At 58.0% G+C, this 22,409-nt stretch carries 25 protein-coding genes and 1 other RNA gene; 18 read left to right on the top strand and 8 right to left on the bottom strand.

Annotated elements, in window-relative coordinates:
- Positions 1-117: 117 nt before the first annotated feature.
- The 3 genes from HKD40_RS12040 to HKD40_RS12030 all read right to left on the bottom strand — a co-directional run bounded on the left by HKD40_RS12040 (position 118) and on the right by HKD40_RS12030 (position 3,080).
- Positions 118-1,287, bottom strand: a complete 1,170-nt coding sequence (locus tag HKD40_RS12040; protein WP_169196015.1) for a tetratricopeptide repeat protein — start codon at positions 1,285-1,287, stop codon at positions 118-120.
- Positions 1,284-1,889, bottom strand: coding sequence for a thiamine phosphate synthase (locus HKD40_RS12035; protein ID WP_169196014.1), 606 nt, complete (start codon positions 1,887-1,889; stop codon positions 1,284-1,286). The genes HKD40_RS12040 and HKD40_RS12035 overlap by 4 nt, the downstream gene beginning before the upstream one ends.
- A 162-nt stretch (positions 1,890-2,051) precedes the next feature.
- Entirely contained in the window at positions 2,052-3,080 is a 1,029-nt protein-coding gene (locus HKD40_RS12030) for a class I fructose-bisphosphate aldolase (protein WP_169196013.1), read from the bottom strand.
- Positions 3,081-3,260: 180 nt separating this feature from the next.
- Here HKD40_RS12030 and HKD40_RS12025 point away from each other — a divergent pair, with 180 nt between their 5' ends.
- Positions 3,261-4,091 (top strand): aldo/keto reductase, encoded by an 831-nt coding sequence (locus tag HKD40_RS12025; protein ID WP_169196012.1) that lies wholly within the window; start codon positions 3,261-3,263, stop codon positions 4,089-4,091.
- 42 nt (positions 4,092-4,133) lie between these two features.
- On the opposite strand, the gene HKD40_RS12020 is transcribed toward HKD40_RS12025, so the two are convergent.
- From HKD40_RS12020 to tkt, 4 genes are all read right to left on the bottom strand, one after another.
- Positions 4,134-5,336: a phosphoglycerate kinase gene (locus HKD40_RS12020; RefSeq protein WP_169196011.1), complete on the bottom strand. Its 1,203-nt coding sequence runs from the start codon at positions 5,334-5,336 to the stop codon at positions 4,134-4,136.
- A gap of 70 nt (positions 5,337-5,406) precedes the next feature.
- The gene (locus tag HKD40_RS12015) at positions 5,407-5,940 is read right to left on the bottom strand and encodes a putative glycolipid-binding domain-containing protein (protein WP_169196010.1); all 534 of its coding nucleotides are present in this window, start codon (positions 5,938-5,940) and stop codon (positions 5,407-5,409) included.
- Positions 5,941-6,056: 116 nt separating this feature from the next.
- Positions 6,057-7,064, bottom strand: coding sequence for a type I glyceraldehyde-3-phosphate dehydrogenase (gap, locus tag HKD40_RS12010; protein ID WP_169196009.1), 1,008 nt, complete (start codon positions 7,062-7,064; stop codon positions 6,057-6,059).
- Between the two features lie 47 nt (positions 7,065-7,111).
- Complete coding sequence (gene tkt, locus HKD40_RS12005) at positions 7,112-9,088, bottom strand: transketolase (RefSeq protein ID WP_169196008.1); 1,977 nt, start codon at positions 9,086-9,088, stop codon at positions 7,112-7,114.
- Between the two features lie 238 nt (positions 9,089-9,326).
- On the opposite strand from tkt, the gene HKD40_RS12000 reads away from it, so the two are divergent.
- From HKD40_RS12000 to HKD40_RS11970, 7 genes are all read left to right on the top strand, one after another.
- Positions 9,327-9,617: a DUF4164 family protein gene (locus HKD40_RS12000; protein WP_169196007.1), complete on the top strand. Its 291-nt coding sequence runs from the start codon at positions 9,327-9,329 to the stop codon at positions 9,615-9,617.
- Positions 9,618-9,992 carry a cell division protein ZapA gene (zapA, locus tag HKD40_RS11995; protein ID WP_169196006.1) on the top strand — a complete coding sequence of 125 codons (375 nt, stop codon included), beginning with the start codon at positions 9,618-9,620 and terminating at the stop codon, positions 9,990-9,992.
- Between the two features lie 64 nt (positions 9,993-10,056).
- A non-coding RNA gene (gene ssrS / locus HKD40_RS11990) (6S RNA) lies at positions 10,057-10,213 on the top strand.
- A gap of 12 nt (positions 10,214-10,225) precedes the next feature.
- On the top strand, positions 10,226-10,813 hold the full coding sequence (locus tag HKD40_RS11985) for a 5-formyltetrahydrofolate cyclo-ligase (protein WP_169196005.1): 588 nt from the start codon (positions 10,226-10,228) through the stop codon (positions 10,811-10,813).
- Positions 10,810-11,631 carry a TIGR00282 family metallophosphoesterase gene (locus HKD40_RS11980; protein WP_169196004.1) on the top strand — a complete coding sequence of 274 codons (822 nt, stop codon included), beginning with the start codon at positions 10,810-10,812 and terminating at the stop codon, positions 11,629-11,631. Before HKD40_RS11985 ends, HKD40_RS11980 begins: the two co-directional genes overlap by 4 nt.
- Positions 11,632-11,733: 102 nt before the next feature.
- Positions 11,734-13,152: a sodium:alanine symporter family protein gene (locus HKD40_RS11975; protein ID WP_169196003.1), complete on the top strand. Its 1,419-nt coding sequence runs from the start codon at positions 11,734-11,736 to the stop codon at positions 13,150-13,152.
- A gap of 119 nt (positions 13,153-13,271) precedes the next feature.
- Positions 13,272-14,015: a YebC/PmpR family DNA-binding transcriptional regulator gene (locus HKD40_RS11970; protein WP_169196002.1), complete on the top strand. Its 744-nt coding sequence runs from the start codon at positions 13,272-13,274 to the stop codon at positions 14,013-14,015.
- 48 nt (positions 14,016-14,063) lie between these two features.
- Here the strand turns inward: HKD40_RS11970 and HKD40_RS11965 are convergent, their stop codons facing one another.
- Positions 14,064-14,765, bottom strand: coding sequence for a GGDEF domain-containing protein (locus tag HKD40_RS11965; RefSeq protein ID WP_169196001.1), 702 nt, complete (start codon positions 14,763-14,765; stop codon positions 14,064-14,066).
- Positions 14,766-15,077: 312 nt separating this feature from the next.
- Between HKD40_RS11965 and ruvC the strand changes: the two genes are divergently transcribed.
- The 10 genes from ruvC to tolB all read left to right on the top strand — a co-directional run bounded on the left by ruvC (position 15,078) and on the right by tolB (position 22,375).
- Positions 15,078-15,584: a crossover junction endodeoxyribonuclease RuvC gene (ruvC, locus tag HKD40_RS11960; RefSeq protein WP_169196000.1), complete on the top strand. Its 507-nt coding sequence runs from the start codon at positions 15,078-15,080 to the stop codon at positions 15,582-15,584.
- Positions 15,581-16,198, top strand: a complete 618-nt coding sequence (ruvA, locus tag HKD40_RS11955; RefSeq protein WP_169195999.1) for a Holliday junction branch migration protein RuvA — start codon at positions 15,581-15,583, stop codon at positions 16,196-16,198. The genes ruvC and ruvA overlap by 4 nt, the downstream gene beginning before the upstream one ends.
- A gap of 28 nt (positions 16,199-16,226) precedes the next feature.
- On the top strand, positions 16,227-16,529 hold the full coding sequence (locus HKD40_RS11950; protein WP_169195998.1) for a hypothetical protein: 303 nt from the start codon (positions 16,227-16,229) through the stop codon (positions 16,527-16,529).
- A gap of 8 nt (positions 16,530-16,537) precedes the next feature.
- Positions 16,538-17,575: a Holliday junction branch migration DNA helicase RuvB gene (ruvB, locus tag HKD40_RS11945; RefSeq protein ID WP_169195997.1), complete on the top strand. Its 1,038-nt coding sequence runs from the start codon at positions 16,538-16,540 to the stop codon at positions 17,573-17,575.
- Positions 17,572-18,066: an NUDIX domain-containing protein gene (locus tag HKD40_RS11940; protein ID WP_169195996.1), complete on the top strand. Its 495-nt coding sequence runs from the start codon at positions 17,572-17,574 to the stop codon at positions 18,064-18,066. The genes ruvB and HKD40_RS11940 overlap by 4 nt, the downstream gene beginning before the upstream one ends.
- On the top strand, positions 18,063-18,452 hold the full coding sequence (ybgC, locus tag HKD40_RS11935) for a tol-pal system-associated acyl-CoA thioesterase (protein WP_169195995.1): 390 nt from the start codon (positions 18,063-18,065) through the stop codon (positions 18,450-18,452). The genes HKD40_RS11940 and ybgC overlap by 4 nt, the downstream gene beginning before the upstream one ends.
- 209 nt (positions 18,453-18,661) lie before the next feature.
- Complete coding sequence (gene tolQ / locus HKD40_RS11930; RefSeq protein WP_169196038.1) at positions 18,662-19,372, top strand: protein TolQ; 711 nt, start codon at positions 18,662-18,664, stop codon at positions 19,370-19,372.
- A gap of 1 nt (position 19,373) precedes the next feature.
- Positions 19,374-19,811, top strand: coding sequence for an ExbD/TolR family protein (locus HKD40_RS11925; protein WP_169195994.1), 438 nt, complete (start codon positions 19,374-19,376; stop codon positions 19,809-19,811).
- Positions 19,812-19,821: 10 nt separating this feature from the next.
- Complete coding sequence (locus HKD40_RS17695; protein ID WP_210257098.1) at positions 19,822-21,000, top strand: hypothetical protein; 1,179 nt, start codon at positions 19,822-19,824, stop codon at positions 20,998-21,000.
- Between the two features lie 64 nt (positions 21,001-21,064).
- Positions 21,065-22,375 (top strand): Tol-Pal system beta propeller repeat protein TolB, encoded by a 1,311-nt coding sequence (tolB, locus tag HKD40_RS11915; protein ID WP_169195993.1) that lies wholly within the window; start codon positions 21,065-21,067, stop codon positions 22,373-22,375.
- The last annotated feature ends 34 nt before the right edge of the window (positions 22,376-22,409 follow it).

Genomic DNA, 22,409 nt, shown 5'->3' with positions numbered 1-22,409 from the left:
CTAGCTCATGCGGATTATATGCATCGGGCCCGTGTGGATGGAACCAGTGCAGAAGGAGAAAAGCTCCGCCGCAAAATAAATGTGTGGCGGGCTTATTGCCTCAGAACGGGGCGCGGTTCAAGGGTCTTGGCCCGCATCATCTTGTCCCGGCGCAGCTTGTTCATCCTCGACCGTCGGATCGACCACGAGGCTTGGTGCATTTTCGGGATCAAGAGTGGTGGGTAAAACTTCACCAATGGGCTCGATAGCCTCAACAGTGGCGCTGGCGGTTGAACTCGGCGCGGGCAATGGCCAGAAGCGTGCGCGCTCCTCAGCCCGTGCCAAAGCCTCTGGGCGGATCGACACAAGCAGGCGGTCCAATGAAGGGTCCGTAAAGCCCTGGCGGCGCGCCAAAGAGCGCCACATCGCCGCCTCTTCAAGATCGAGTGATATTCCTTCACCAACGGCAAGGAGCTTGGCGTAGCGGTTCTGTGCTACAGCGCTGCCGCTATCGGCGGCGCGTCCGTACCAGCGCGCTGCTTCTTCAAGATCGCGATCAACGCCCTGACCGAGATAGAGCAGGGTCGCGTAGTCGATCTGGGCCGAAACGAGATTCTCTTCTGCTGCGCGCTTGATGAACTCTGCGCCCTCAACTGCATTGGGCAGAACGCCAACGCCTTCGATGAGCATGGTGCCATAATCATAAAAGGCTTCGGGCAGTTCAGCGTCGGCGGCCTCTTTCATAAGACCAGCCGCTTTGCTCATGTTGGGTTCGGCGTAAATGCCCTCAACATGCAAGAGCGCCATATTATATTTGGCGGGAGCATAACCAGCGTCCGCAGCCATTTTGAACAGTTCGGCGGCCTTGGCGCGATCTTTCTCAACACCGATTCCCTGTTGGTACAGCATGCCGAGCTCAAACGTCGCGAGGCGGTCGCCCGAGCGGGACGCGAGTTCATACCAGCCGCGAGCGCGCTCAGCATTCTGTGCTACGCCTAGGCCTTTGGAGTAAATTTCAGCAATGAGCGTTTGCGCTGCGCCATCGCCCTTTTCAGCGCGTGGTAGGGCAAGTTCGAGAGCGGTTAGATAATAGCCGCGCTGGAACGCGCCATAGGCATAGTCGGGTTCGCGCGTGGAGCCGAAGATGGAGTTATTGATCTCAATCGCGCCGGGCATGGGAGAGGCCGGTGGTGCGGCCTCTTCAGCAACAGGGGCCTGCGCTGGCTCAGCCGGTTCTGCATCCTGCGCGAAAGCGGGGAGGGGCAGGGCGAGCAGCGCTAAGGCGAAAAGGCGCGATGTGCGGATCATTCTGTCTCCCGAAGGGCACGATCAATAGCAGCCAAAGCCGCTGCAGGATCAGCAGCGGACCAAACGCTATCAGACACTGCAATAAATTCCGCCAAAGTTGCGGCAGCATCGCCCGCCTCTGCACTCGGGTTCGAAAAAACAGCGGGAACCTCAAAAGCTTCTGCCCACCAAGCGCTGAGTTCAGCGGCTTGTGGGTCGGCTTTGTCGCCAATCGGGCCAAAGAAGACATAGTCGACGTCCATTTCGCCAAAGCTCATGGCGTCGTGGCGCGAGCGGATGTGTCCGGCGCCAACAATGCCCTGAGGCTTGAGGAGCTTGATTGCTTCCTCAATGTCTTCAACGTCCCCGGTCGAAATATGCACGCCATCGGCGTCGAGCTTTTTAGCGAGCTTGGCGTCGTTTTCGACCAGAACAGCTGCGCCTGCTGCTTGTCCGACCTGAACGAGGCTGGCAACGAACTTGGCATAATCAGCGTCAGAAAGGGTGCCGCGCTGCACCAAAATGGCTGCAATTTCGGGGCCGGTCAGCACAGCCATCAGCTGGCGCGGAAACTGGGCGACATCCGGATTGGCCGGGGTGATGAGATAGAGCTGCGGCGCCATGGGCATTTCCGATACTGCAAAGCATTGTTGCCTTCATTGCGATTTTAGCAATGCGCGGCATGTCTCACATAGGGGATGAGAACGGGTTGGCGCAATGGTGCAATAAATAAGGCGCGGATCGATCCAGTCGACGCGCGCCCAAATCCACAGTGATGCGGAGCGTTAAGCTGCGCGATCTACAGCGTTATTCCACTGACCCAGTGCAGCGAGCGAGTTCATGTGGGCGCGGTGTGCAAAAGCGGTACGCGCTGCCATGAAGTTCTCACGACGGCCTGACCAAGTGCGCAGTGCAACGTTCTGCAAAGCACGGCCGTAGGAGAAGGTCATTGGCCAAGGCTTGCCACTGATCTGGTTCATGGCAGAGAGGTGGGCTGTTGCTTCTTCGTCGGTCTGGCCGCCGGAAAGGAAGGCAATGCCGGGAACAGCCGCAGGAACGTGGTCGCGCAGCACTTCAACAGTGCGCTTTGCAACTTCTTCCACGCTTGGGCGGTCACGGGAGTTGATGCCCGGCAGGATCATGTTTGGCTTGAGCAGCATGCCTGCGAGATCAACGCCGGCAAGGCGGAGTTCCTTGAAGACGTTTTCGAGTACGTCGCCAGTGACCTGAGCGCAGCGCTCCAGCGAGTGGTTGCCCGGTTCGCCATCGCCAACCACTTCTGGTTCAACGATTGGCACGATGCCAGCTTCTTGGCAGAGCACGGCATAGCGGGCCAGCGCGTGGGCGTTAGCGCGGATGTTGTTGCGGGTTGGGGCGATGTCATTGATGGTGATCACAGCGCGCCACTTGGCGAAACCGGCGCCGAGCTTGGCGTATTCTTCAAGGCGCTGACGCAGGCCATCCAGACCTTCTGTGATCTTTTCGCCAGACTCACCGGGCATTGGGAATGCGCCGCGGTCGACCTTGATGCCCGGGATAACGTCGCCATCAGCGAGAATGGCGCGGAACGGTGTGCCGTCTGCCGCTTCTTGCTTGAGAGTTTCTTCGGTGAGGATGATACCGGAAATATAGTTGCGCATGGCATCGGAAGCGCCAAAGAGCATTTCGCGGTAGTCGCGGCGCATTTCGAGAGTATTCGGCAGGTTAATCTTTGAAAAACGCTTGCCGATAGTGCCTTCGCTCTCGTCGGCAGCAAGAATGCCCTGTCCGGGCGTCATAAGTTTCTGCGCAATCGCGTTAAGGGACTTCGTCATCGTGTGCACCTCAGTTGGGAACTTGAGGCGACATTAGACTTTTGGACTTCTGCTTTCGATTAGACCTGTGGTTATTAGACGAAAGGCTAATCTAGTATGGTAGTGAGCGTTGGCCTTGCGATGGCGTGGCAAAACACTACATCTCTCGTCGAGATGAAAGACGCGCATCGAGGGATCCAAATGACCACTGCACCGGCCCAGACTTTCCACGACGGCTACACCATTCCCCAGATTGGACTGGGCGTGTGGAAAACCCCCGATGATGTGGCTGTGGATGCTGTCGCCACGGCTCTGCGCTCTGGATACCGTCATATCGACACGGCGGCCATCTACGGCAATGAAAATGGCGTTGGTGAAGGCATGCGCCAAAGCGGGGTGGAGCGAAAGGATATCTTTCTGACCACCAAGCTCTGGAATGAGGACCAAGGTTATGACAGTGCGTTTCGCGCGCTCGATGCGAGCCTAGACAGACTGGGCACCGACTATGTCGACCTCTATCTTATCCATGCCCCGTCAGCCTTTCGCGGCAAGTATGTTGAGAGCTGGAAGGCGCTCATCGATATCCAAAAGACGGGTAAGGCGCGCTCCATAGGTGTGTCGAATTTTACGACTGGCTTTTTGAACGAGATCATTGATGCCACTGGCGTCGTGCCGGTGATCAACCAGATCGAGCTACACCCAAAGTTCCAACAGCGTGAACTGCGGGCTCTTCACGAGAAGCTTGGCATCATTACTCAGAGCTGGAGTCCATTGGGACAAGGTCAGCAGCTTGATAATCCGGTGATTGCGGAAATCGCCAAGCGGTATGGCAAAACCCCTGCGCAGATCATTATCCGCTGGCATTTGGACAGCGGCCTCAATGTCATCCCGAAATCGGTGACAGCGAGCCGCATTATTGAGAATTTTGCCGTGTTCGACTTTGCGCTTGATGCCGAAGCGATGGCAGCCATCAACGCCCTAGACGACGCTGGAGGGCGCATCGGCTTCGATCCGGCGACGATGACGTTCTAACAATCAAAAGAAAAAGGCCGGGAGTGATCCCGGCCTAAATTCTTACTTCTTGAGCGCTTCGACGCCTGGCAAAGGCTTGCCTTCCATCCATTCAAGGAAGGCGCCGCCAGCGGTCGAGACATAGGTCAGCTGATCCTTGACGCCAGCGTGGGCAAGCGCGGAGACCGTGTCACCGCCACCACCAACTGAGACCAAGTGGCCGTCATGAGTGCGCTTGGCGACATGTTTGGCGATAGCGACTGTTGCTGTATCGAAGGGCTCGATTTCAAACGCGCCCACTGGGCCGTTCCAGATGACGGTTTTGGCGTCGTCGATAGCTGCATTGATGCGCTCAACCGAGGACGGGCCGATGTCGAGGATCATGCCGTCGTTAGCAATGGCATCGACCCCATACAGCATGGTTTTCGTGTTTGCCTTGAACTCCCAAGCGACGACGGCGTCGATAGGCAGAATGATGGCGCAATTGGCCTTGTCGGCCTTTTCCATGATGCGACGGGCGGTATCGGCAAGGTCCTTTTCGCAAAGCGACTTACCAACGCCCAGACCCTGTGCGTAAAGGAAGGTGTTGGCCATGCCGCCGCCGATAACGAGGGCATCCACCTTGGAAACGAGGTTTTCCAGCAGGTCGATCTTGGAAGACACCTTAGCGCCGCCAACAATGGCAACGACCGGTTTCTTTGGCTTGCCGAGACCGGCTTCAAGCGCTTCAAGCTCGGCCTGCATCGCAAGACCGGCCGCAGCGGGCAGGAGGCGCGCTAGGGCTTCGGTCGAGGCGTGGGCGCGGTGCGCAGCCGAGAAGGCGTCATTGACATAAACATCGCCAAGGCTGGCCATGCGTTCGGCCAGTTCAACGTCGTTTTCTTCTTCGCCTGGGTGGAAGCGGGTGTTTTCCAGGATCAGGACGCAGCCTTCCGGCGCGTCGTCGATCGCGGCACCGGCTTCAGACACATCGATCCAATCGGTAGCAATGAAGCCAACTGGAAGCTTGGTGACATTGGCAACAGCTTCACAGACCTGCTCAAGCGAGAATTCAGGATCAACCTTGCCCTTCGGACGGCCGAAGTGGGAGAGGATGATAGCCTTGCCATCGCGCTTGACGATTTCGCGGATGGTCGGGACCAGACGTTCGATACGGGTCGCATCTGTGACCTTGCCGTCTGCAACCGGAACGTTGAGATCGCCTCGCAGCAGCACGCGCTTGCCGGTCAGATCGAGTTCATCCAGGGTCTTGAAACTATCGCTCATGGTGCTGCTCCGAGTGTGTGGCCGCTGGGTAGCAGAGTGGCACGTTTGGCGGAAGGGCGAAACATGCACACTAGTCTATCGATTTGAACAAGCCCGGATAGTTCACCACCAAACCATCTGCATCGAGGGTGATTTCAACGTCGATCTGGGCAGATTGAAAGCGCGCAGCTGTGTCGGAGAGCTTGGTGTAGATCTGCTCGACACGGCTAAAGCTGAGGTCTGTGGCGTCAATATAGACGAGGGCTAGGCGCTGAGCCACGCCCACCTCCGGCTCCAGCCGCCAGAGGGGAAGGGAATTGGTCATCGGGGTGGGCCAGATGTCGAGATCGAGACATCCTTTGAGCGCGGCGATGGGCTCGGCGCGATTGTCGCTCCAATTGCCGAGGCCGTCTGAGAAAAGCTCTAGCACGCCGCCATTGGTGTGTTCGATTTTTGCGGCACGAACACGCGCTGCACCGTCAATGTCGAGCCGATAAAACAGGCCAAAGTCGGGGCCAATAATCGTACCGCGAATGCGGGTGTCGCGTCCGTTGAAAATCACGTGGGCATGTTCGAGCGTATCAAGCTCAAGCCCTTTCCAAGCAATCGTGCGATTGAGCGTCATCGTCCTGTCCCTCTGGGTGAGGATGGCACGGGGGTTCTCATTTTGTCACCCGGTGGCGCTCAAACAAAAAAAGGGCGCCCCGAGGGACGCCCTTAAACAGTTTGTCTGGAAGATCCTTAGAGGGTCTTTGCCAGTGCCACTGCGGTGTCGGACATACGGTTGGAGAAGCCCCACTCGTTGTCGTACCAGGACAGGATCGACACGAAGTTGCCGCCCAGTACCTTGGTCTGATCCAGAGCCATGGTCGAGGAGTGCGGATCGTGGTTGAAGTCGATCGAGACGTTTGGAACTTCGGTGTAGCCGAGAACGCCCTTGAGTTCGCCATCGGCGTACTTCTTGATCGCAGCGTTGATTTCTTCAGCGGTTACATTGCGCGACGCGATGAACTTGAAGTCGACGCAGGATACGTTCGGGGTCGGTACACGGACCGAAACACCGTCGAGCTTACCAGCGAGTTCTGGCAGAACCAGACCGATAGCCTTAGCAGCGCCGGTCGAGGTTGGGATCTGCGAGAGCGCAGCTGCGCGGCCGCGATAGAGATCCTTGTGCATGGTGTCGAGGGTCGGCTGGTCACCGGTGTAGGAGTGGATGGTGGTCATCATCCCCTTCTCGATGCCGAATTCCTTGTGCAGCACATAGGCGACTGGTGCTAGGCAGTTGGTGGTGCACGATGCGTTCGAGATCACCACGTCATCCTTGGTCAGGCTGGCGTGGTTAATGCCGTAAACGATGGTCTTGTCAGCGCCGTCGCCCGGAGCCGAGATGATCACCTTCTTCGCGCCGGCCTTGAGGTGAGCCGATGCCTTTTCCTTCGAGGTAAAGATACCGGTGCACTCAAGAGCGATGTCGACGCCCATTGCGGCGTGCGGCAGGTTCGCTGGATCGCGCTCTGCGGTGACCTTGATTGGGCCACGACCAACGTCGATGGTGTCGCCATCCACCTTCACTTCATGAGGGAAGCGACCGTGCACGCTGTCAAAGCGCAGCAGGTGAGCATTGGTTTCTACAGGGCCCAAGTCATTGATCGCTACGACTTCGATGTCGGTACGGCCCGACTCGATGATAGCGCGCAAAACGTTACGGCCAATACGACCAAAGCCATTGATGGCGACGCGAACTGCCATAGTTTTAAACTCCAAAGAAGGAAGATTGGGAGGGAGGTCCCGATCTGTTACAACTGCGCGGTGACGGCTTCAACAACGGCCTTCGGCGTAATGCCAAAGTGGGCATAGAGCGCATCGATTGGGCCAGAAGCACCGAACGAGCTCATGCCAACAAAGCGGCCCTTGTCGCCAAGGAGCTTGTTCCAGCTCATTTCAATGCCAGCTTCCACAGCAACGCGTGCCTTAGCCGAACCGATCACTTCAGCCTTGTAGGCATCAGACTGCTTGTTGAAGAGTTCCATGGACGGAACCGAGACGACGCGAGCGGAAATGCCCTGTGCGGTCAGCTCCTTCTGCGCTTCTACAGCGATGGCTACTTCCGAGCCGGTCGCGAAGATGACAGCGTCTGCATTGGCATCGCCGAGGATAGTGTATGCGCCCTTAGCCGACTTGTTCTCAACCGAATATTCGGTGCGCAGCGCCGGCAGGTTCTGGCGCGACAGCGCGAGGATGGACGGCGTCTTCTGCGACGCCAGAGCGATTTCCCAGCATTCTGCAGTTTCCATCGCGTCAGCTGGACGGAAAACGTAGAGGTTCGGGATCGCGCGCAGAGCGGTCAGGTGCTCCACTGGCTGGTGCGTTGGGCCGTCTTCGCCAAGACCGATCGAGTCGTGGGTCATGACGTAGATCGAACGGATTTCCATCAGCGCAGCGAGGCGGATCGCTGGGCGGGCATAGTCGGTGAACACCATGAAGGTGCCGCCGTATGGGATCAGGCCGCCATGAAGGGTAACGCCGTTCATGGCTGCACCCATTTCGTGCTCGCGGATACCGTACATCATGTAGTTGCCAGAGCGGTTGTTCGCCTGGAACGGCACGGTGTCCGGGGTATTGGTGAGGTTCGAGTGGGTCAAGTCAGCCGAACCCGCCAGAATTTCCGGCACGTTCTTGGTGACGACTTCGAGAGCCATCTGCGAAGCCTTGCGGCTGGCGACCTTTGGCTTGTCTTCAGCGAGCTTCTGCTTGTAGGCGGCGAAGGCTGCGTCCAGACCGGTTGGGAGCTTGCCCGACATACGGCGGGTGAACTCGGCCTTGTGCGCGGAGGCGGCAAGGGTCGCTTCCCAATCGCCACGGATATTTGCACCGCGCTGGCCAGCGGCGCGCCACGTGTCGAGGATATGAGCAGGGATTTCAAAGGCTGGGTAGTCGATGCCGAGTGCGGCCTTTGCGCCAGCGAGTTCTTCAGCGCCAAGTGGAGCGCCGTGAACCTTTTCGGTGCCCGCCTTCTTTGGCGCGCCGCGACCGATGACGGTCTTGGCAGCGATCATGGTTGGCTTATCGGTCGACTTCTTCGCTTCGAGCAGAGCCGCTTCAATAGCTGCCTGGTCGTGGCCGTCGATTTCGATGGTGTTCCAGCCCGAAGCCTGGAAACGCGCGATTTGATCGGTGGAGCAAGCGTTGGACACTGCGCCATCGATGGTGATGCTGTTATTGTCCCAGATGACGATCAGCTTGTTGAGCTTGAGGTGGCCAGCAAGGGAAATTGCTTCTTGGGAGATGCCTTCCATGAGGCAGCCGTCACCAGCAAGAACATAGGTGTAGTGGTTGACAAGGTCGGAGCCGAATTCGGCCGCGAGCTTGGCTTCTGCAACAGCGAAACCAACCGAATTGCCGATACCAGCGCCGAGTGGGCCAGTGGTGGTTTCGATGCCGGTAGCGTGACCGTATTCTGGGTGACCGGCGGTCTTGGCGCCGATCTGGCGGAAGTTCTTGACCTGGTCGATGGTCATGTCTTCATAGCCCAGAAGGTAGAGCGAAGAGTAGAGCAGCATCGAGCCGTGACCGGCCGAAAGAATGAAGCGATCGCGATCTGCCCAGTGGGGCGCCGCAGCGTCGAACTTCATGATTTTTGTGAACAGCACGGTTGCGATATCCGCGCAGCCCATGGGAAGGCCTGGGTGACCAGAATTAGCTTTCTCGACGGCATCCATGGAGAGAGACCGGATGGCATTGGCCAATTCGTTCTGCTGGGCTGTGTTCGTCATGGGGCGGACCGCTCTTTCAAAAGGCTGAAAACGTGGGAGTGGGCGCGCAAATGTCACCCTCCCAAGGCGGTTTTGAGCCATAACAGGTTCCCTTAGGCTGTCAATGTCGGCATTAGGGCAATACGTTCGCCTCTTCTTGCAAAATAAGGGGGTATGGATGGCGACTCGGTTGCAATGCCGGGTAGGGTGGGCCAAGTTTATGTGCTCGAAACGATGCGCCTAAAGGGCAGTACCGGCAATGAGTGAGACGGAACTTCAAGAAGGGCTGCAAGCAGCCGACGCCCGTTTCAACCGGGCAATAGAAAGACTGGAAACCAGTCTGCGCGACCTTAATGGGCGTATCCAGAGACGTCAGCGCATGGAAGTGGACACGCAAAGGCTCGTGCATGAACGCGCGCGGCTTGCCACTGAGCTCGATAAAACGGCAGCAAAGGCGAAGCGTCTGGATGACGGTGCACACGAAGTGTCGCGTCGTCTCGTCGAAGCCATGGAAACCGTGCGGTCCGTGCTCCAAAAAACGGAGAGTTGAGTGCCCGAGGTCAATGTTGAAATTAATGGCCGCAAGTACCGTATGGCTTGTGAAGCAGGTCAACAGGGGCATTTGATGCGCCTTGCCGAGCGTTTTGACGCTGAGGTTGAAGCGCTCAAGGGTGCCGTCGGCGAAATCGGGGATACCCGTCTAACGGTCATGGCAGGCATTGCCGTCATGGATGAATTGACGGAAGCGGAAAAACGCATCGCCGCTCTTGAAGAGCAAGTGGCGCTTTTGACCGAGGCCGGGCAAGGCATTGCCGAAGAGCTTGAGCAGACCGAGCGTAAGTTTACCCAGAAGCTCGATGAAGCCTCACGGACGATCGAGAGCATCGCCAGCGTTCTCGAGCAAACTGCGCCAGTTGCGAATTGAGCGATCAACCTCGTTGAAAGCGCGATGGTGGCCTTTGCAGCGGTGCCGGAAGCGCCTATATGTGTAAGCGCTGCCCGGCGCGTGAGGACACAGAATCCCCGGGGCCTTAATCGATCCTAAGGGAGCTGTCCCTGACCAGGCCCGTGGGCTTGGACATACGGCGCCCACCTACGTAAGTAGGTTCCCGGGATCGCAATTCCCACGGCCTGGGCGGCACAAATATCTGAGGTTTGATGGCGCAGCTGAGCGTTGATGAGATCAAGTCAGACCTGCGGCACGAAGCATACCTTGCCCGCGCGGCGCTGAGTGCCGACTATCGACGTGATGCCGCTTTGGCCGTCGCCTCCCATTTTTTCCAATCATCGCTGATGTCTGACGCCGATACTGTCGCTGGGTATTGGACACTGCGCGATGAGCTCGATTGCCTGCCGATCTTGAATGCGCTGAAAGAACGGGGCGGAAAAGTCATCTTGCCGGTGGTGGCGGCATCCGGTCAGCCGCTCGATCTAAGGCTCTGGGAGCCTGATGTTCCATTGGAAAAAGCCGGTTTTGGTACCTTCGGGCCCCCGAGCACTGCGCCACGGGCGATACCCGATGTCCTATTGCTGCCGCTCGTTGCCTTTGACAAAACAGGCACGCGTCTGGGATATGGCGGTGGGTATTACGACCGGACGCTTGCGTCCCTACCTAAAAAGCCACGGCTCATTGGATTGGCCTACGCCGTTCAAGAGCTCGATGAGATACCTCGCTTGGACCACGACGTGCCGCTAGATGCCGTCATTACAGAGACTGGCCTGCGCATGTTCGGAGACACTTTATGAGACTGCTTTTTCTTGGCGACGTGATGGGTAAGGCCGGACGTGATGCCATAACCGAACGCCTGCCGGGCTTGATCCAAGAATACAAATTCGATTTCGTCGTCATCAACGGCGAGAACGCCAGCCATGGGCGCGGTCTCACTGAGGGCCATTACAACGCATTGCGTGACGCGGGCGCGGACATTGTCACGCTTGGCGACCATGCTTTCGATCAGCGTGAAGCGCTTTCTTATATCGAGCGTGAACCCAATTTGGTGCGCCCGATCAATTATGTCTCTGGCACGCCGGGCCGCGGCGCAATGATGGTCGAAGGCCGCAATGGGCATCGCGTCTTGGTGGTCAATGCGCTCGGCCGCGTATTTATGCCCCCGATCGATGACCCATTCCGCGCTGTTGAAGCGGCGATCGCGCAAGCGCCACTCGGGCATGTCGCCGACGCTATTCTGGTCGACTTCCACACTGAGGCCACGTCGGAAATCCAGGCGATGGGCTATTTCTTGGATGGTCGTGCTACCCTCGTGGTTGGCACACATACCCATATCCCCACCTCCGACCACCGCATTTTGCGTGGCGGCACGGCGCTGATGGCCGACGCTGGCATGTGCGGAGATTTCGACTCTGTTATCGGCAGTGATTATGAGGAGCCGTTGAACCGGTTCCTCAGTGGCATACCGACTGGCCGATTTGTTCCGGCAGATGGTGAAGCCACGCTCTGCGGCGTCGCCGTTGAGACTGACCCACTGACGGGTCTGGCGCGTTACGTTGCACCTTTGCGGGTTGGCGGCGTACTGGCTCAGGCATTGCCGGACTTCCCTGCATAAAGACTAGCATAAGCGACTCACGGAACCGTGAGTCGCTGTTCTCGTTACCTCGATGATTGTGTCGGCTTTAACCAGCGGCTCGTTAACGGGGGAAATGGGGATATGCTTGATCCCATCATCAATTTTCTGAACGACATATTCTGGGGCTATGTCCTCGTTTATGGCCTAATTGCCGTTGGGTTATTCTTCACGATCCGGTTGCGGTTCGTGCAGTTTGTCCATTTCGGTGAGATGTTTCGAGCGGTTGTAGGTTCAAAGGCCAACGACAAAGCCGGGATCACACCCTTTCAGGCCCTCTGCACCTCACTGGCATCCCGTGTTGGCACGGGGAACCTCGCCGGTGTCGCGGTGGCTCTTTATCTTGGCGGTCCCGGCGCTATCTTTTGGATGTGGGTGGTTGCGCTCCTCGGCATGGCCACGGCCTATTCTGAATCGACGCTCGCCCAGCTCTATAAAATCAAAAACCAGAACGGCGATTATCGCGGTGGGCCCGCGTTTTATATCGCGCGTGGCCTCAAAGCTCCGTGGGCCGGTGCTCTGTTTTCGGTCTGCCTGATCCTCGCCTTTGGTCTGGTCTTTAATGCCGTTCAAGCCAACTCAATTGCTGATGCGGCCGCGGGCGCATTCGGCTTCGATAAGCTCTGGGTCGGCATTTCTCTGGCTGTGCTAACCGGCATCGTGATTTTCGGCGGTATTCGCGGCGTCGCTTATGTGTCGCAAGTGGTCGTGCCGATCATGGCCGGTATCTATCTTCTGGTCGCGCTTTGGGTCGTGGCCATGCACATCACCGAGGTGCCCGACATGCTCGGCCTCATTGTCCGCAGCGCGTTCGGTCTTGAAGCTGCTGGTGGCGGGATCGCGGGCGCGATGCTCAACGGTGTGAAGCGTGGTCTTTTTTCCAACGAGGCCGGCATGGGCTCTGCGCCCAATATCGCCGCCGTTGCAACGCCTGACCCGCACCACCCTTCATCGCAGGGCTTCGTGCAGGCGCTGGGCGTATTCATCGATACCATTCTGGTGTGTACTGCAACTGCGCTGCTTATTCTGCTTTCCGGGGTTATGGTTCCGGGCAGCGATTTGACTGGCACACCGCTGACCCAGGCCGCCATGACTGTTCACATCGGCGGGTTCGGCAATGCCTTTATCGCCATTGCGATCTTCTTTTTCGCCTTCACCTCCATCATCGGCAATTACACCTATGCCGAAAATGCCATGACCTTCCTCAAGCTGGGCAATTTTCCTGCGCTTACAGTTCTGCGCTTGGCCGCTATGGGCATGGTGATCTGGGGCTCTGTTGAAACCGTGGCGATGGTCTTTAATGCGGCCGACGCATCCATGGGGCTGATGGCGACCATCAATTTGATCGCCATTGTTCTGCTCTCCGGTACTGTTGCGAAACTGACCAAGGACTATGTCGATCAGCGTAAAGCGGGGAAGGTGCCAACCTTCCAGGCCTCGGATTATCCTGAGCTCGATGGCAAGATCGATCATTCGATCTGGAACAGGCAGGACCCCGGCTAAACTGTTTTTGGCCTAAAAAACCTGCGCTCGCTGCCGTGACACCGGGGGCGGGCGCTTTATTTTTGCCCTCGCGGGCCCTATAAGCAGCCCGATTTTACAAATTCTCGCCGAGGTAACGAATGGCTGGCCATTCCCACGCCAAGAACATTATGCACCGCAAGGGCAAGAGCGATGCTATTCGCTCCAAGATATTTTCGAAGCTCGCCCGCGAAATCACCGTGGCGGCCAAGATGGGTCAGCCTGACCCAGCGTTTAACCCACGTCTGCGTTTGGCCATCACCAATGCGCGCTCGCAGTCGATGCCAAAAGACAATATCGAACGCGCAGTGAAAAAGGCGTCCGGTGGCGACGCTGAGAACTATGACGAAATCCGCTATGAAGGCTACGGCCCGGGTGGTGTTGCCGTCATCGTTGAAGCGCTGACTGACAACCGCAACCGCACGGCCTCGAACGTTCGTTCGTACTTCTCCAAGAACGGTGGCGCCTTGGGTGAAACCGGTTCGGTCGGCTTCATGTTCGATCGCGTTGGCGAAATCACCTACCCGGCTGCAGTCGGTACGGAAGACAAGGTCATGGAAGCGGCGATTGAGGCCGGTGCCGATGACGTTGAGAGCGACGACGAAGGCCACTACATCTACACCAGCTTTGAAGGCATGGCCGAAGTCTCGGCCGCGCTTGAGCAGGTGTTGGGCGAAGCTGAATCGGTCAAGGCCGTCTGGAAGCCTCAGAACCGTACGCCGATTGACGCTGAAAAGGGTGCAACCCTGATGAAGCTGATCGCGACCCTCGAAGAAGATGACGACGTTCAGAACGTCTACTCGAACTTTGACATGAGCGAAGAAGACGCTGCCAAGCTCGTCTAATTGAGCAGCATTTCGAATTTGAAATCCCCGCCTCGCGCGGGGATTTTTTTATGCGCGGCGCACAGGGGCCGGGGGCAAAGAAACGGCCGCTACTTCCACCATATTGCGCCCGGCCTTTTTGGCCGCATAGAGCCCCTGATCAGCACAGCGGAACAGTTCTGAAAAACTGATTGGTGCGGCGAAACTTGCGCCCCCAATACTCACGCTGAGCGGACAGGGCACGCCTCGCGGTGAAAAGCTCGCCCTGCGGATGCCGCGGCGAATGCGTTCTGCCACCAGAAAGGCGCTCATGCGATTGGCGCCCGGTAAGTAAACGCCAAATTCCTCGCCGCCGAGCCGCCCGACCAGCGCACCGGTGCGTACAATACGGCGCAACGTCGCCGCAATAAGGGTCAGGGCAATGTCGCCCTGATCATGGCCATGGGCATCGTTGATCGCTTTGAAATTATCGGCGTCAATAACGAGAAGGGCACCACTGGGCGTGCCTTCGCGGTCACTGAGAAACTCCTGCGTTAGCTCCGTGAACGCACCTCGGTTCAGGCAGCCGGTGAGGCTATCGGTATTGGCCAAGCGCGCCAGTCGAAGGTTTTCGACCGCCAGCTGGCGCATTCGCATTGTGAACAAGTAGAATAAGGGCAGACCCACCAGCAGCGGGGAGAGGGTCGCCGCGCCAAACAGGCGGATCGAAAGATCGGATGTGAGCTCTGCGCTCGAGAAGAACACAGCCACCACAATCCACGAAACGACCACGCAGCAAACCGGGCCGAAAATGCTCCAACGGGTTACGCTCGACCAGCTATGAAATGGCCTAGATTTCCTGTGGCTTGCAACGCGTTTGAGGCGTTGTCGTGCATATAAAATAGCTGAAAGTCGCCAGTTGGTAACGCGCTGTGTGTCCATGCCGTTTGCCCCCAAAAGCATGCGCGTGACGCTAGGCGAGGCTTTCTCAATTAATGCTTGCCCGAATTGTTAAAGCTTTATTCATCCACTGGTATATCGTTTGTTGCCAATTTGTTCACTTTAGCCTTGGTAGGCTGCGCGAAGCTGACTACAAGGTAATCCATGAGCACTCCCGTTCGAATCATCGGCATCGACCCTGGCATCCGCCGTTGTGGCTGGGGCGTTATCGAGGCGCAGGACAATCGTTTGCGCTTTGTCGCTGGTGGCACGATCACCCCGCCAACAACAGGCGAACTGGCCTCCCGGCTGGCATTTTTGTCCGAAGGGCTAAATGGCGTATTGGACGCTCATCAGCCAGATGAAGCCGCAGTGGAAGAGACATTCGTGAGTGCGGGCGCTCGCTCAGCGCTTATCCTTGGACAAGCGCGCGGCGTTGTTTTGGTGACGCCTGCTTTGCGCGGTCTGCCCGTGGCAGAGTACGCCGCCAATCTCATCAAGAAATCCGTTGTCGGCACGGGCCACGCGGATAAGGCGCAGATTGGCCTCATGGTCAAAACTCTGATGCCGACAGCTGTTTTTAAGGGCGCGGACGCAGCCGACGCTTTGGCGATTGCAATTTGCCACGCCCACCACCGTGTTTCAGCGATGCGCATGGGAGCCTATGCATGATCGGCAAGCTTAAAGGTCTGGTCGATAGTTTTGGTGATGATTACGCCCTGATCGATTGCGGTGGTGTTTGCTACCAAGTGTTCTGCTCGGGCCGCACGCTGCAGTCATTGCCCAGTGTTGGCCAAGCTGGTGTGGTCTTTATCGAGACCATCGTGCGCGAGGACATGATCCGGCTTTATGGCTTTGCCACCGAAGCTGAAAAGAGCTGGTTCAATCTTCTCACCTCCGTGCAGGGCGTGGGTGCACGCGTGGCTTTGGCCATTCTGTCGATCCTCACGCCGTCTGAACTCTCGAGCGCTGTGGCGCTGCAAGATAAGGCGATGATCGGGCGCGCCAATGGTGTTGGCCCCAAACTGGCGCTGCGTGTTGTGACCGAACTTAAGGGCAAGGTTCCAGCCATTGGCGCTGTCGATGCTGGCACTCTGGGCTTGCAGGCCGCGCTTGGCGAAGGCGTTGCCGCAACCAATATTTCCGACGCCGTGTCGGCGCTGACCAATTTGGGCTATTCCAGCCAGCAGGCGTCTGCTGCCGTGGCACGCGTGGTGCAAAAGGAAGGCGACGATACCGCGACCGAAAAGCTTATTCGTCTGGGACTTCGCGAGCTCAGCAGTTAAGCTCTCTCCAAATTGGGGGAGAGTGATTTTGGCAACGAAACTTCAGTCTGCATGTGTGGCACTGGTTATGCTCGGCGCGGCGAGCTCTGTAACGGCGGCGCAGGCCGACCAAAATGAAGCTGTCGCTGTGGCGATTTGGTTTGTGGAAGCCGATGGGACGTCAAAGCCCTATTATTTCCACGATTTGAATAACCCCTTGCCGCGCTGGTCGTGCGAAGCGCGACTTGACTACCTAACGAAATTGCATTTTCGCAATACAAGATCCAATCCGGACCTCAAGAACAAGCAGGCGACAAGGTCGGCCTGTGTTCCGGTCCGCAACATAAAGTAAGCTTGCGCGTGACCTCAATTACCAACCCTTCCACCGGTCGCGACGAAAATCTCGATGTGTCGTTGCGCCCGTCAGGCTTTTCTGACTTCGTCGGACAGGCGGCGGCGCGCGCCAATCTGGAAGTGTTCATTCAGGCCGCAAAACAGCGTGGTTCGGCGCTGGACCACGTTTTGTTTGTGGGGCCGCCCGGCCTCGGCAAAACCACGCTCGCGCAGATTATTTCCAAGGAATTGGGTGTGGGTTTTCGCGCGACCTCGGGCCCGGTGATCGCCAAGGCGGGGGATCTGGCGGCGCTGCTGACCAATCTTGAAGAGCGCGACGTGCTTTTCATCGACGAAATCCATCGTCTCAACCCGGCCATTGAAGAAGTCCTCTATCCTGCTATGGAAGACTTCCAGCTTGATCTGATCATCGGGGAAGGGCCTGCGGCGCGTTCTGTTCGTATTGATCTGGCCAAGTTTACGCTGGTTGGTGCAACCACACGTGCCGGCCTACTCACCACGCCACTGCGCGATCGTTTCGGCATACCGGTTCGTCTCAATTTCTATACGCCTGAAGAGCTGGTCAAAATCGTCACGCGTGGTGCGCGCCTTCTCGGCATGCCAATGTCGCCCGATGGCGCAATGGAAGTCGCGCGTCGCTCGCGCGGCACCCCGCGTATCGCCGGACGCCTGCTCCGTCGCGTCATCGATTTTGCCATGGTGGGCGGCGCTCATGAAGTGACACGACAGATTGCCGACGCTGCGCTCTTGCGTCTTGATGTGGATAGCCGGGGTCTTGATCAGCTCGACCGCCGTTATCTCACAACCATTGCCGATTTCTACAATGGTGGCCCCGTCGGTATCGAAACAATCGCCGCTGCGCTCTCCGAGCCGCGCGATGCGATTGAAGAAATCGTCGAGCCTTACCTCTTGCAGCAGGGCTTTATTCAGCGCACACCGCGTGGGCGCATGCTCACCTCAATCGCGTTCCAACATATGGGGCGCGGTGTGCCGCAAGGCTTTGTGGGCATACAGTCGACCCTGTTTGAGGAACCCGAAGAGTGAATGAACGGCATATCATCAGCTTTCCCATCGGCTCGCAGCGGTTCAATTTCCGTGTCGCCGGGATCATCGTGGTCGATAATCACGTCCTGATTTGCAGCGAAGATGATGATGACTATGCCATGCTTCCGGGCGGCCGGATTGAGCTAGGCGAAGACAGCAAGTTTTCGCTATCGCGCGAAATCGCCGAAGAGCTGGATATGCCCGGCCGCGTTGGTGCTCTGGTCGCCACCTCTGAGAGTTTTTACCGCCGCGTCGGCGAAGATTTTCATGAGCTCGGCTTTTTCTATGAAGTCGCTTTGCCGGGGCAGGGGCCTGACGGCAATGCCCCCTGGCTCCAGCGTTGGGATGAAGGGCATTTGCTCAAATTCTCATGGGTGAGCCTTGAAGGGGATGCGCTGGAGAAGCGCAATCTGTTGCCCTCATGGTTGCCGAACTATCTGCGGACCCGGTCCCGCACCCTGACCCACATCATTCACGACGAGCGCGTATGACGACGCATAGTTTTCCTGTCCGCATTTATTACGAGGACACTGACTTTTCGGGGAATGTCTATCACGCGGCCTATCTCAAATTCTTTGAGCGGGCGCGGACCGAGTTCCTGCGTGAGAATGGTATTCACCATTCTGAATTGGCGGCGCAGGGCATCGCCTTTGCCGTCCGTTCAATGCAGCTCGAGTTTATCGGCGCCGCTCACATCGATGATTTGCTGTCTGTCTCTACACAAGTTGTTGCGGCAACTGGTGCTCGTCTCAAGCTTGAGCAAAAGATTTTCTGCGATGATACGCTGCTCACAACCGCTCAACTTGATGTCGTCGCAATAAAAACCTCTGGTGGGCCTGCGCGCCTCCCTGCTGTGCTTCGCGCCCTGGCTCCATAAATAACAAAGCGAACACAAGGGGTTTTCCGGAATCTCTTTGTTAACCCATTGGTGACCATAACCAAGGAACAGAGACCGCAGTTCGGTCTCCGCGCTGCTTCGCGGCCGGAGAAACGAAGCAATTCTCTTAATTTTGACAGAATTGGCCCCCATCGCAGCCCGATGTGGACCCGCGCCTCGTCGGCCGAAAGGATCGTTTAATGGAAGCCATGGATGCAGTTGGAGTCGCCACCGCCGCCGCTCCGCATGCTGACCTCTCCATCTGGGGCCTCTTCTGGGCTGCCGATTTCGTCGTCAAAAGCGTGATGATTGGCTTGCTCGCGGCATCTGTTTGGTGCTGGGCGATCATTGTCGAAAAGTCGTTGATGTATCGTCGCGCTGCCGCTGAGATGAACGCGTTTGAACGCACGTTCTGGTCCGGACAGTCGCTCGAAGAACTCTATCGTCAGCAGGCTGAAAAGCCTTCTGGTGGTATGGGCGCGGTCTTTGTCGCCGCGATGAAGGAATGGAAGCGCAGCCACGAGCAGAACGCCTCGAGCTTTGCTGGCATGCAGCAGCGCCTCGACAAGGTTCTCGATGTTGCCATTTTCCGCGAGAGCGATAGCCTCGAAAAGCGCCTCGGCTTCCTCGCCACGGTCGGTTCTGCGGGCCCATTCATTGGCCTCTTCGGTACCGTGTGGGGCATCATGAACGCCTTCACCAATATTGCGGCCTCATCCGATACCAGCCTTGCCATTGTGGCGGGTCCGATTGCGGAAGCGCTGTTCGCAACTGCGATTGGCCTAGTGGCCGCTATCCCTGCCGTTATCGCCTACAACAAGCTCTCCGCTGATGCAGGCAAGATGATTGGCCGCCTCGAAGGCTTCGCCGACGAGTTCTCGACCATCCTCTCGCGCCAGCTCGAAGCACGGAACCGCTAATATGGGCATGGGTGTTTCCTCAGGCGGGGGCGGAGGCGGGCGTCGCAGACGCCGCAAGAGCCGCGCCGTTATAAGTGAAATCAACATCACGCCGATGGTGGACGTGATGCTGGTGCTGCTGATCATCTTCATGGTGGCCGCGCCGATGATGACCACTGGCGTGCCAGTCGACCTGCCGCAATCCGCTGCAGGCTCGATGCCAAACCAGACCAAGCCGATCACCGTGTCGGTCTCGCCGGAAGGCGCGATCTTTGTTGATCAGACGCCTGTGGCTGAAGCCGAACTCATCACCACTCTTTCCGGATTAGCGACCACCGAGGACCGCGTTTATTTGCAGGGCGACACCACCGCCAACTATGGCGTTGTGATGCGTGTCATGGGCCAGCTGTCGGCTGCCGGTTATACCAAGATCGGGCTCGTTACCGAGCGTGAGCGATAGGCCCGGGCCCATGCGCACAGGTCTAGTTGTCTCTGTTTCTGCCCACGTGATCGTCCTCGTGCTGGGTCTGGTCAATCTGGGCATGACTGAACGGCTTGAGCCGAGCGTACAGTCAATTGCCGTTGATTTGGTGCCGATTGAAGAATTCTCCAATATCCGTAAAGGGGTGTTGGATAGCGAGGTCGTGGAAACCGACACGCCATCGATAACTGATAGCGAAGAACCGGCAGAGTTGGCCCAGCCGACTGGCAATACGGAAGAAGATCAGCTGACCCCGTCGCCGGCCGATGTTCCCACGCCTTCGCCAGTGACTGAAACCGCACCTGCGCCGGAAACGGCACCAGAGCCTGAGCCCGAACCAGAGCCGGAACCAGTGGAGCCACCACCACCGCCAGAACCGACGCCGCCACCAGCGCTGCCTGAGACGCGTCCTGCGGACTTAACGCCTCCACCGCCGCCACCAGAGCCAGAGCCTACGCCTGAGCCGACCCCAGAGCCTGTTCCGGAACCAGAACCGGTTCCAGAGCCCGTGCCAGAACCAGAGCCGACAACACCAGAGCCGACGCCGGAGCCAACCCCTCCTACGGCGCCAACGGTGAATGTGACTATGCCGACATCACGCCCAACCGATCTTGCGCAGGTTCGTCAGCAAGCCTTGGCTGCTGAGGAAAAGCGTAAGGAGGAGGCTGCTGCCGAGGCCGAACGTAAGCGCAAGGAAGAGGAAGAGCGCAAGAAGCGCGAAGCCGCTGCCGCCGCTGCACGCCAAAACCAACCGACAGCGCCGTCCGAGCGCCCACCGCCAGATGATATCTCCTCGATCATCAATAATGCGCCGACGACAGGCGGCACGACTGGGCAGGGTGGAGCGGCAAGCTTGGGTGACACAACCGGCACCTCAGCGCGCTTGAGCCAGACCGCAATTGACGGCTTTGCTGCCAAGATCAAGGCGTGCTGGAACTTGCTGCCGAGCGATTACAACTCGGGCATGAATGTCACGCTGCGCGTGAACATGAACCAGGACGGTTCACCGGCTGGCACCCCTCAGGTGATTTCGGCTGATCCGTCGACTGCCGGGCAGGCCATGGCGCGCGCCGCTCAACGCGCTGTCATTCAGTGTGGCCCCTATACGATGCTTTCCGCAGACTCCTACAGCGAGTGGCGGACGATTGAACTTGAACTAAGACCGTGACCTTGAATTTGCCCGTTTGTTAGCCTTAGTGCAGCAAAACTGGCGAGATCGGAGATAGAGAATAATGACGCTTCTATCGCGGCGCGATGCGCTGAAATTGGGCTTGGCTGGCGGCGTCATGCTTGCCACTGCCCCTATGGCTTTGGCACAGCTGCGTGTTGTGGTCGAAGGCGCTAACTTCCAGCCGCTGCCGATTGCTATCCCTGATTTCGCGTCTTCGGACCCGGCCTTTGGTAAAGAGATCGCCGATATCGTGCGCAACAATTTGCGCCGGTCTGGTCTTTTCCTGCCGCTCGATCCTGCCTCGCTTCCGGTGCAGGTTGGCGATGTGAACAACTCGCCGGACTTCACCATTTGGCGCACGGCCAATGTCGACGGCGTCGTCATGGGTTCGGTAGAGCGCGGCGGCCAGATCAATTCCATGGTCCGCGTTTGGGATGTTCAGGCTGGCGCGCAGGTCGTTGGCAAGAGCTATGCGACCGATCCAAGCTCGGCGCGTCGTATCGCGCACATGGTGTCGGACGCTGTTTATGAGCAGCTGACCGGCGGTTCGGGCTATTTCGATACCCGTGTTGTCTATGTCGCTGAAAGCGGCCCGAAGGCGAACCGTACCCGTCGTCTCGCGATGATGGATCAGGACGGTGCCAATGTGCGCTATCTGACCGATGGCTCATACATGGCGCTCACCCCGCGCTTCTCGCCCAATGGTGATCTCATCACCTATATGAATTTCGCTGAAGGCAATCCCCAGGTTTACCTGCTGCAGCTTTCGAGCGGTCGCCAGCAGCGCCTCGCCAATGTTGGCGCGATGACCTTTGCGCCACGCTTCTCCCCCGATAGCAACACGGTTGCGTTCTCGGTTGAGCAGCAGGGCGCAACCAATATTTACTCGGTTGGCGTGGGTGGCGGGCAGGCGATGCAGCTGACCTCTGGCGCAGCGATTGATACAGCGCCGTCCTATTCCCCAGATGGTGGCCGGATAGTCTTTGAAAGCGATCGTGGTGGCTCGCCGCAGATTTACATGATGGGTGCCTCGGGCGGCAATCCGCAGCGTATCAGCTACGGCCAGGGCAGCTATTCGACCCCCGTGTGGTCGCCAAAGGGCGACCTCATCGCCTTCACCCGTCAGTCCGGTGGTCAGTTCCACATTGGCACCATGGCTCCAGATGGCTCGGGCGAACGCCTGCTCTATTCTGGCTATCACGCCGAAGGCCCAACATGGGCGCCCAATGGTCGTGTCATCATGTTCTTCCAGGATCCGGGTGGCAATGACGGCCCGCGTCTGATGTCGGTCGACATCTGGGGCCGCGCGGCCCAGTCTATCCAGACGGAAAGCTACGCTTCTGACCCGGCTTGGTCTAACCTGCTGGTCTAGTGCCAAACCTCAATTGAATACAAAAACACCCCGG

The organism is Devosia sp. MC1541 (assembly GCF_012847305.1).
Lineage (GTDB): Bacteria > Pseudomonadota > Alphaproteobacteria > Rhizobiales > Devosiaceae > Devosia.
This window is presented reverse-complemented; position numbering and strand designations above follow the sequence as displayed.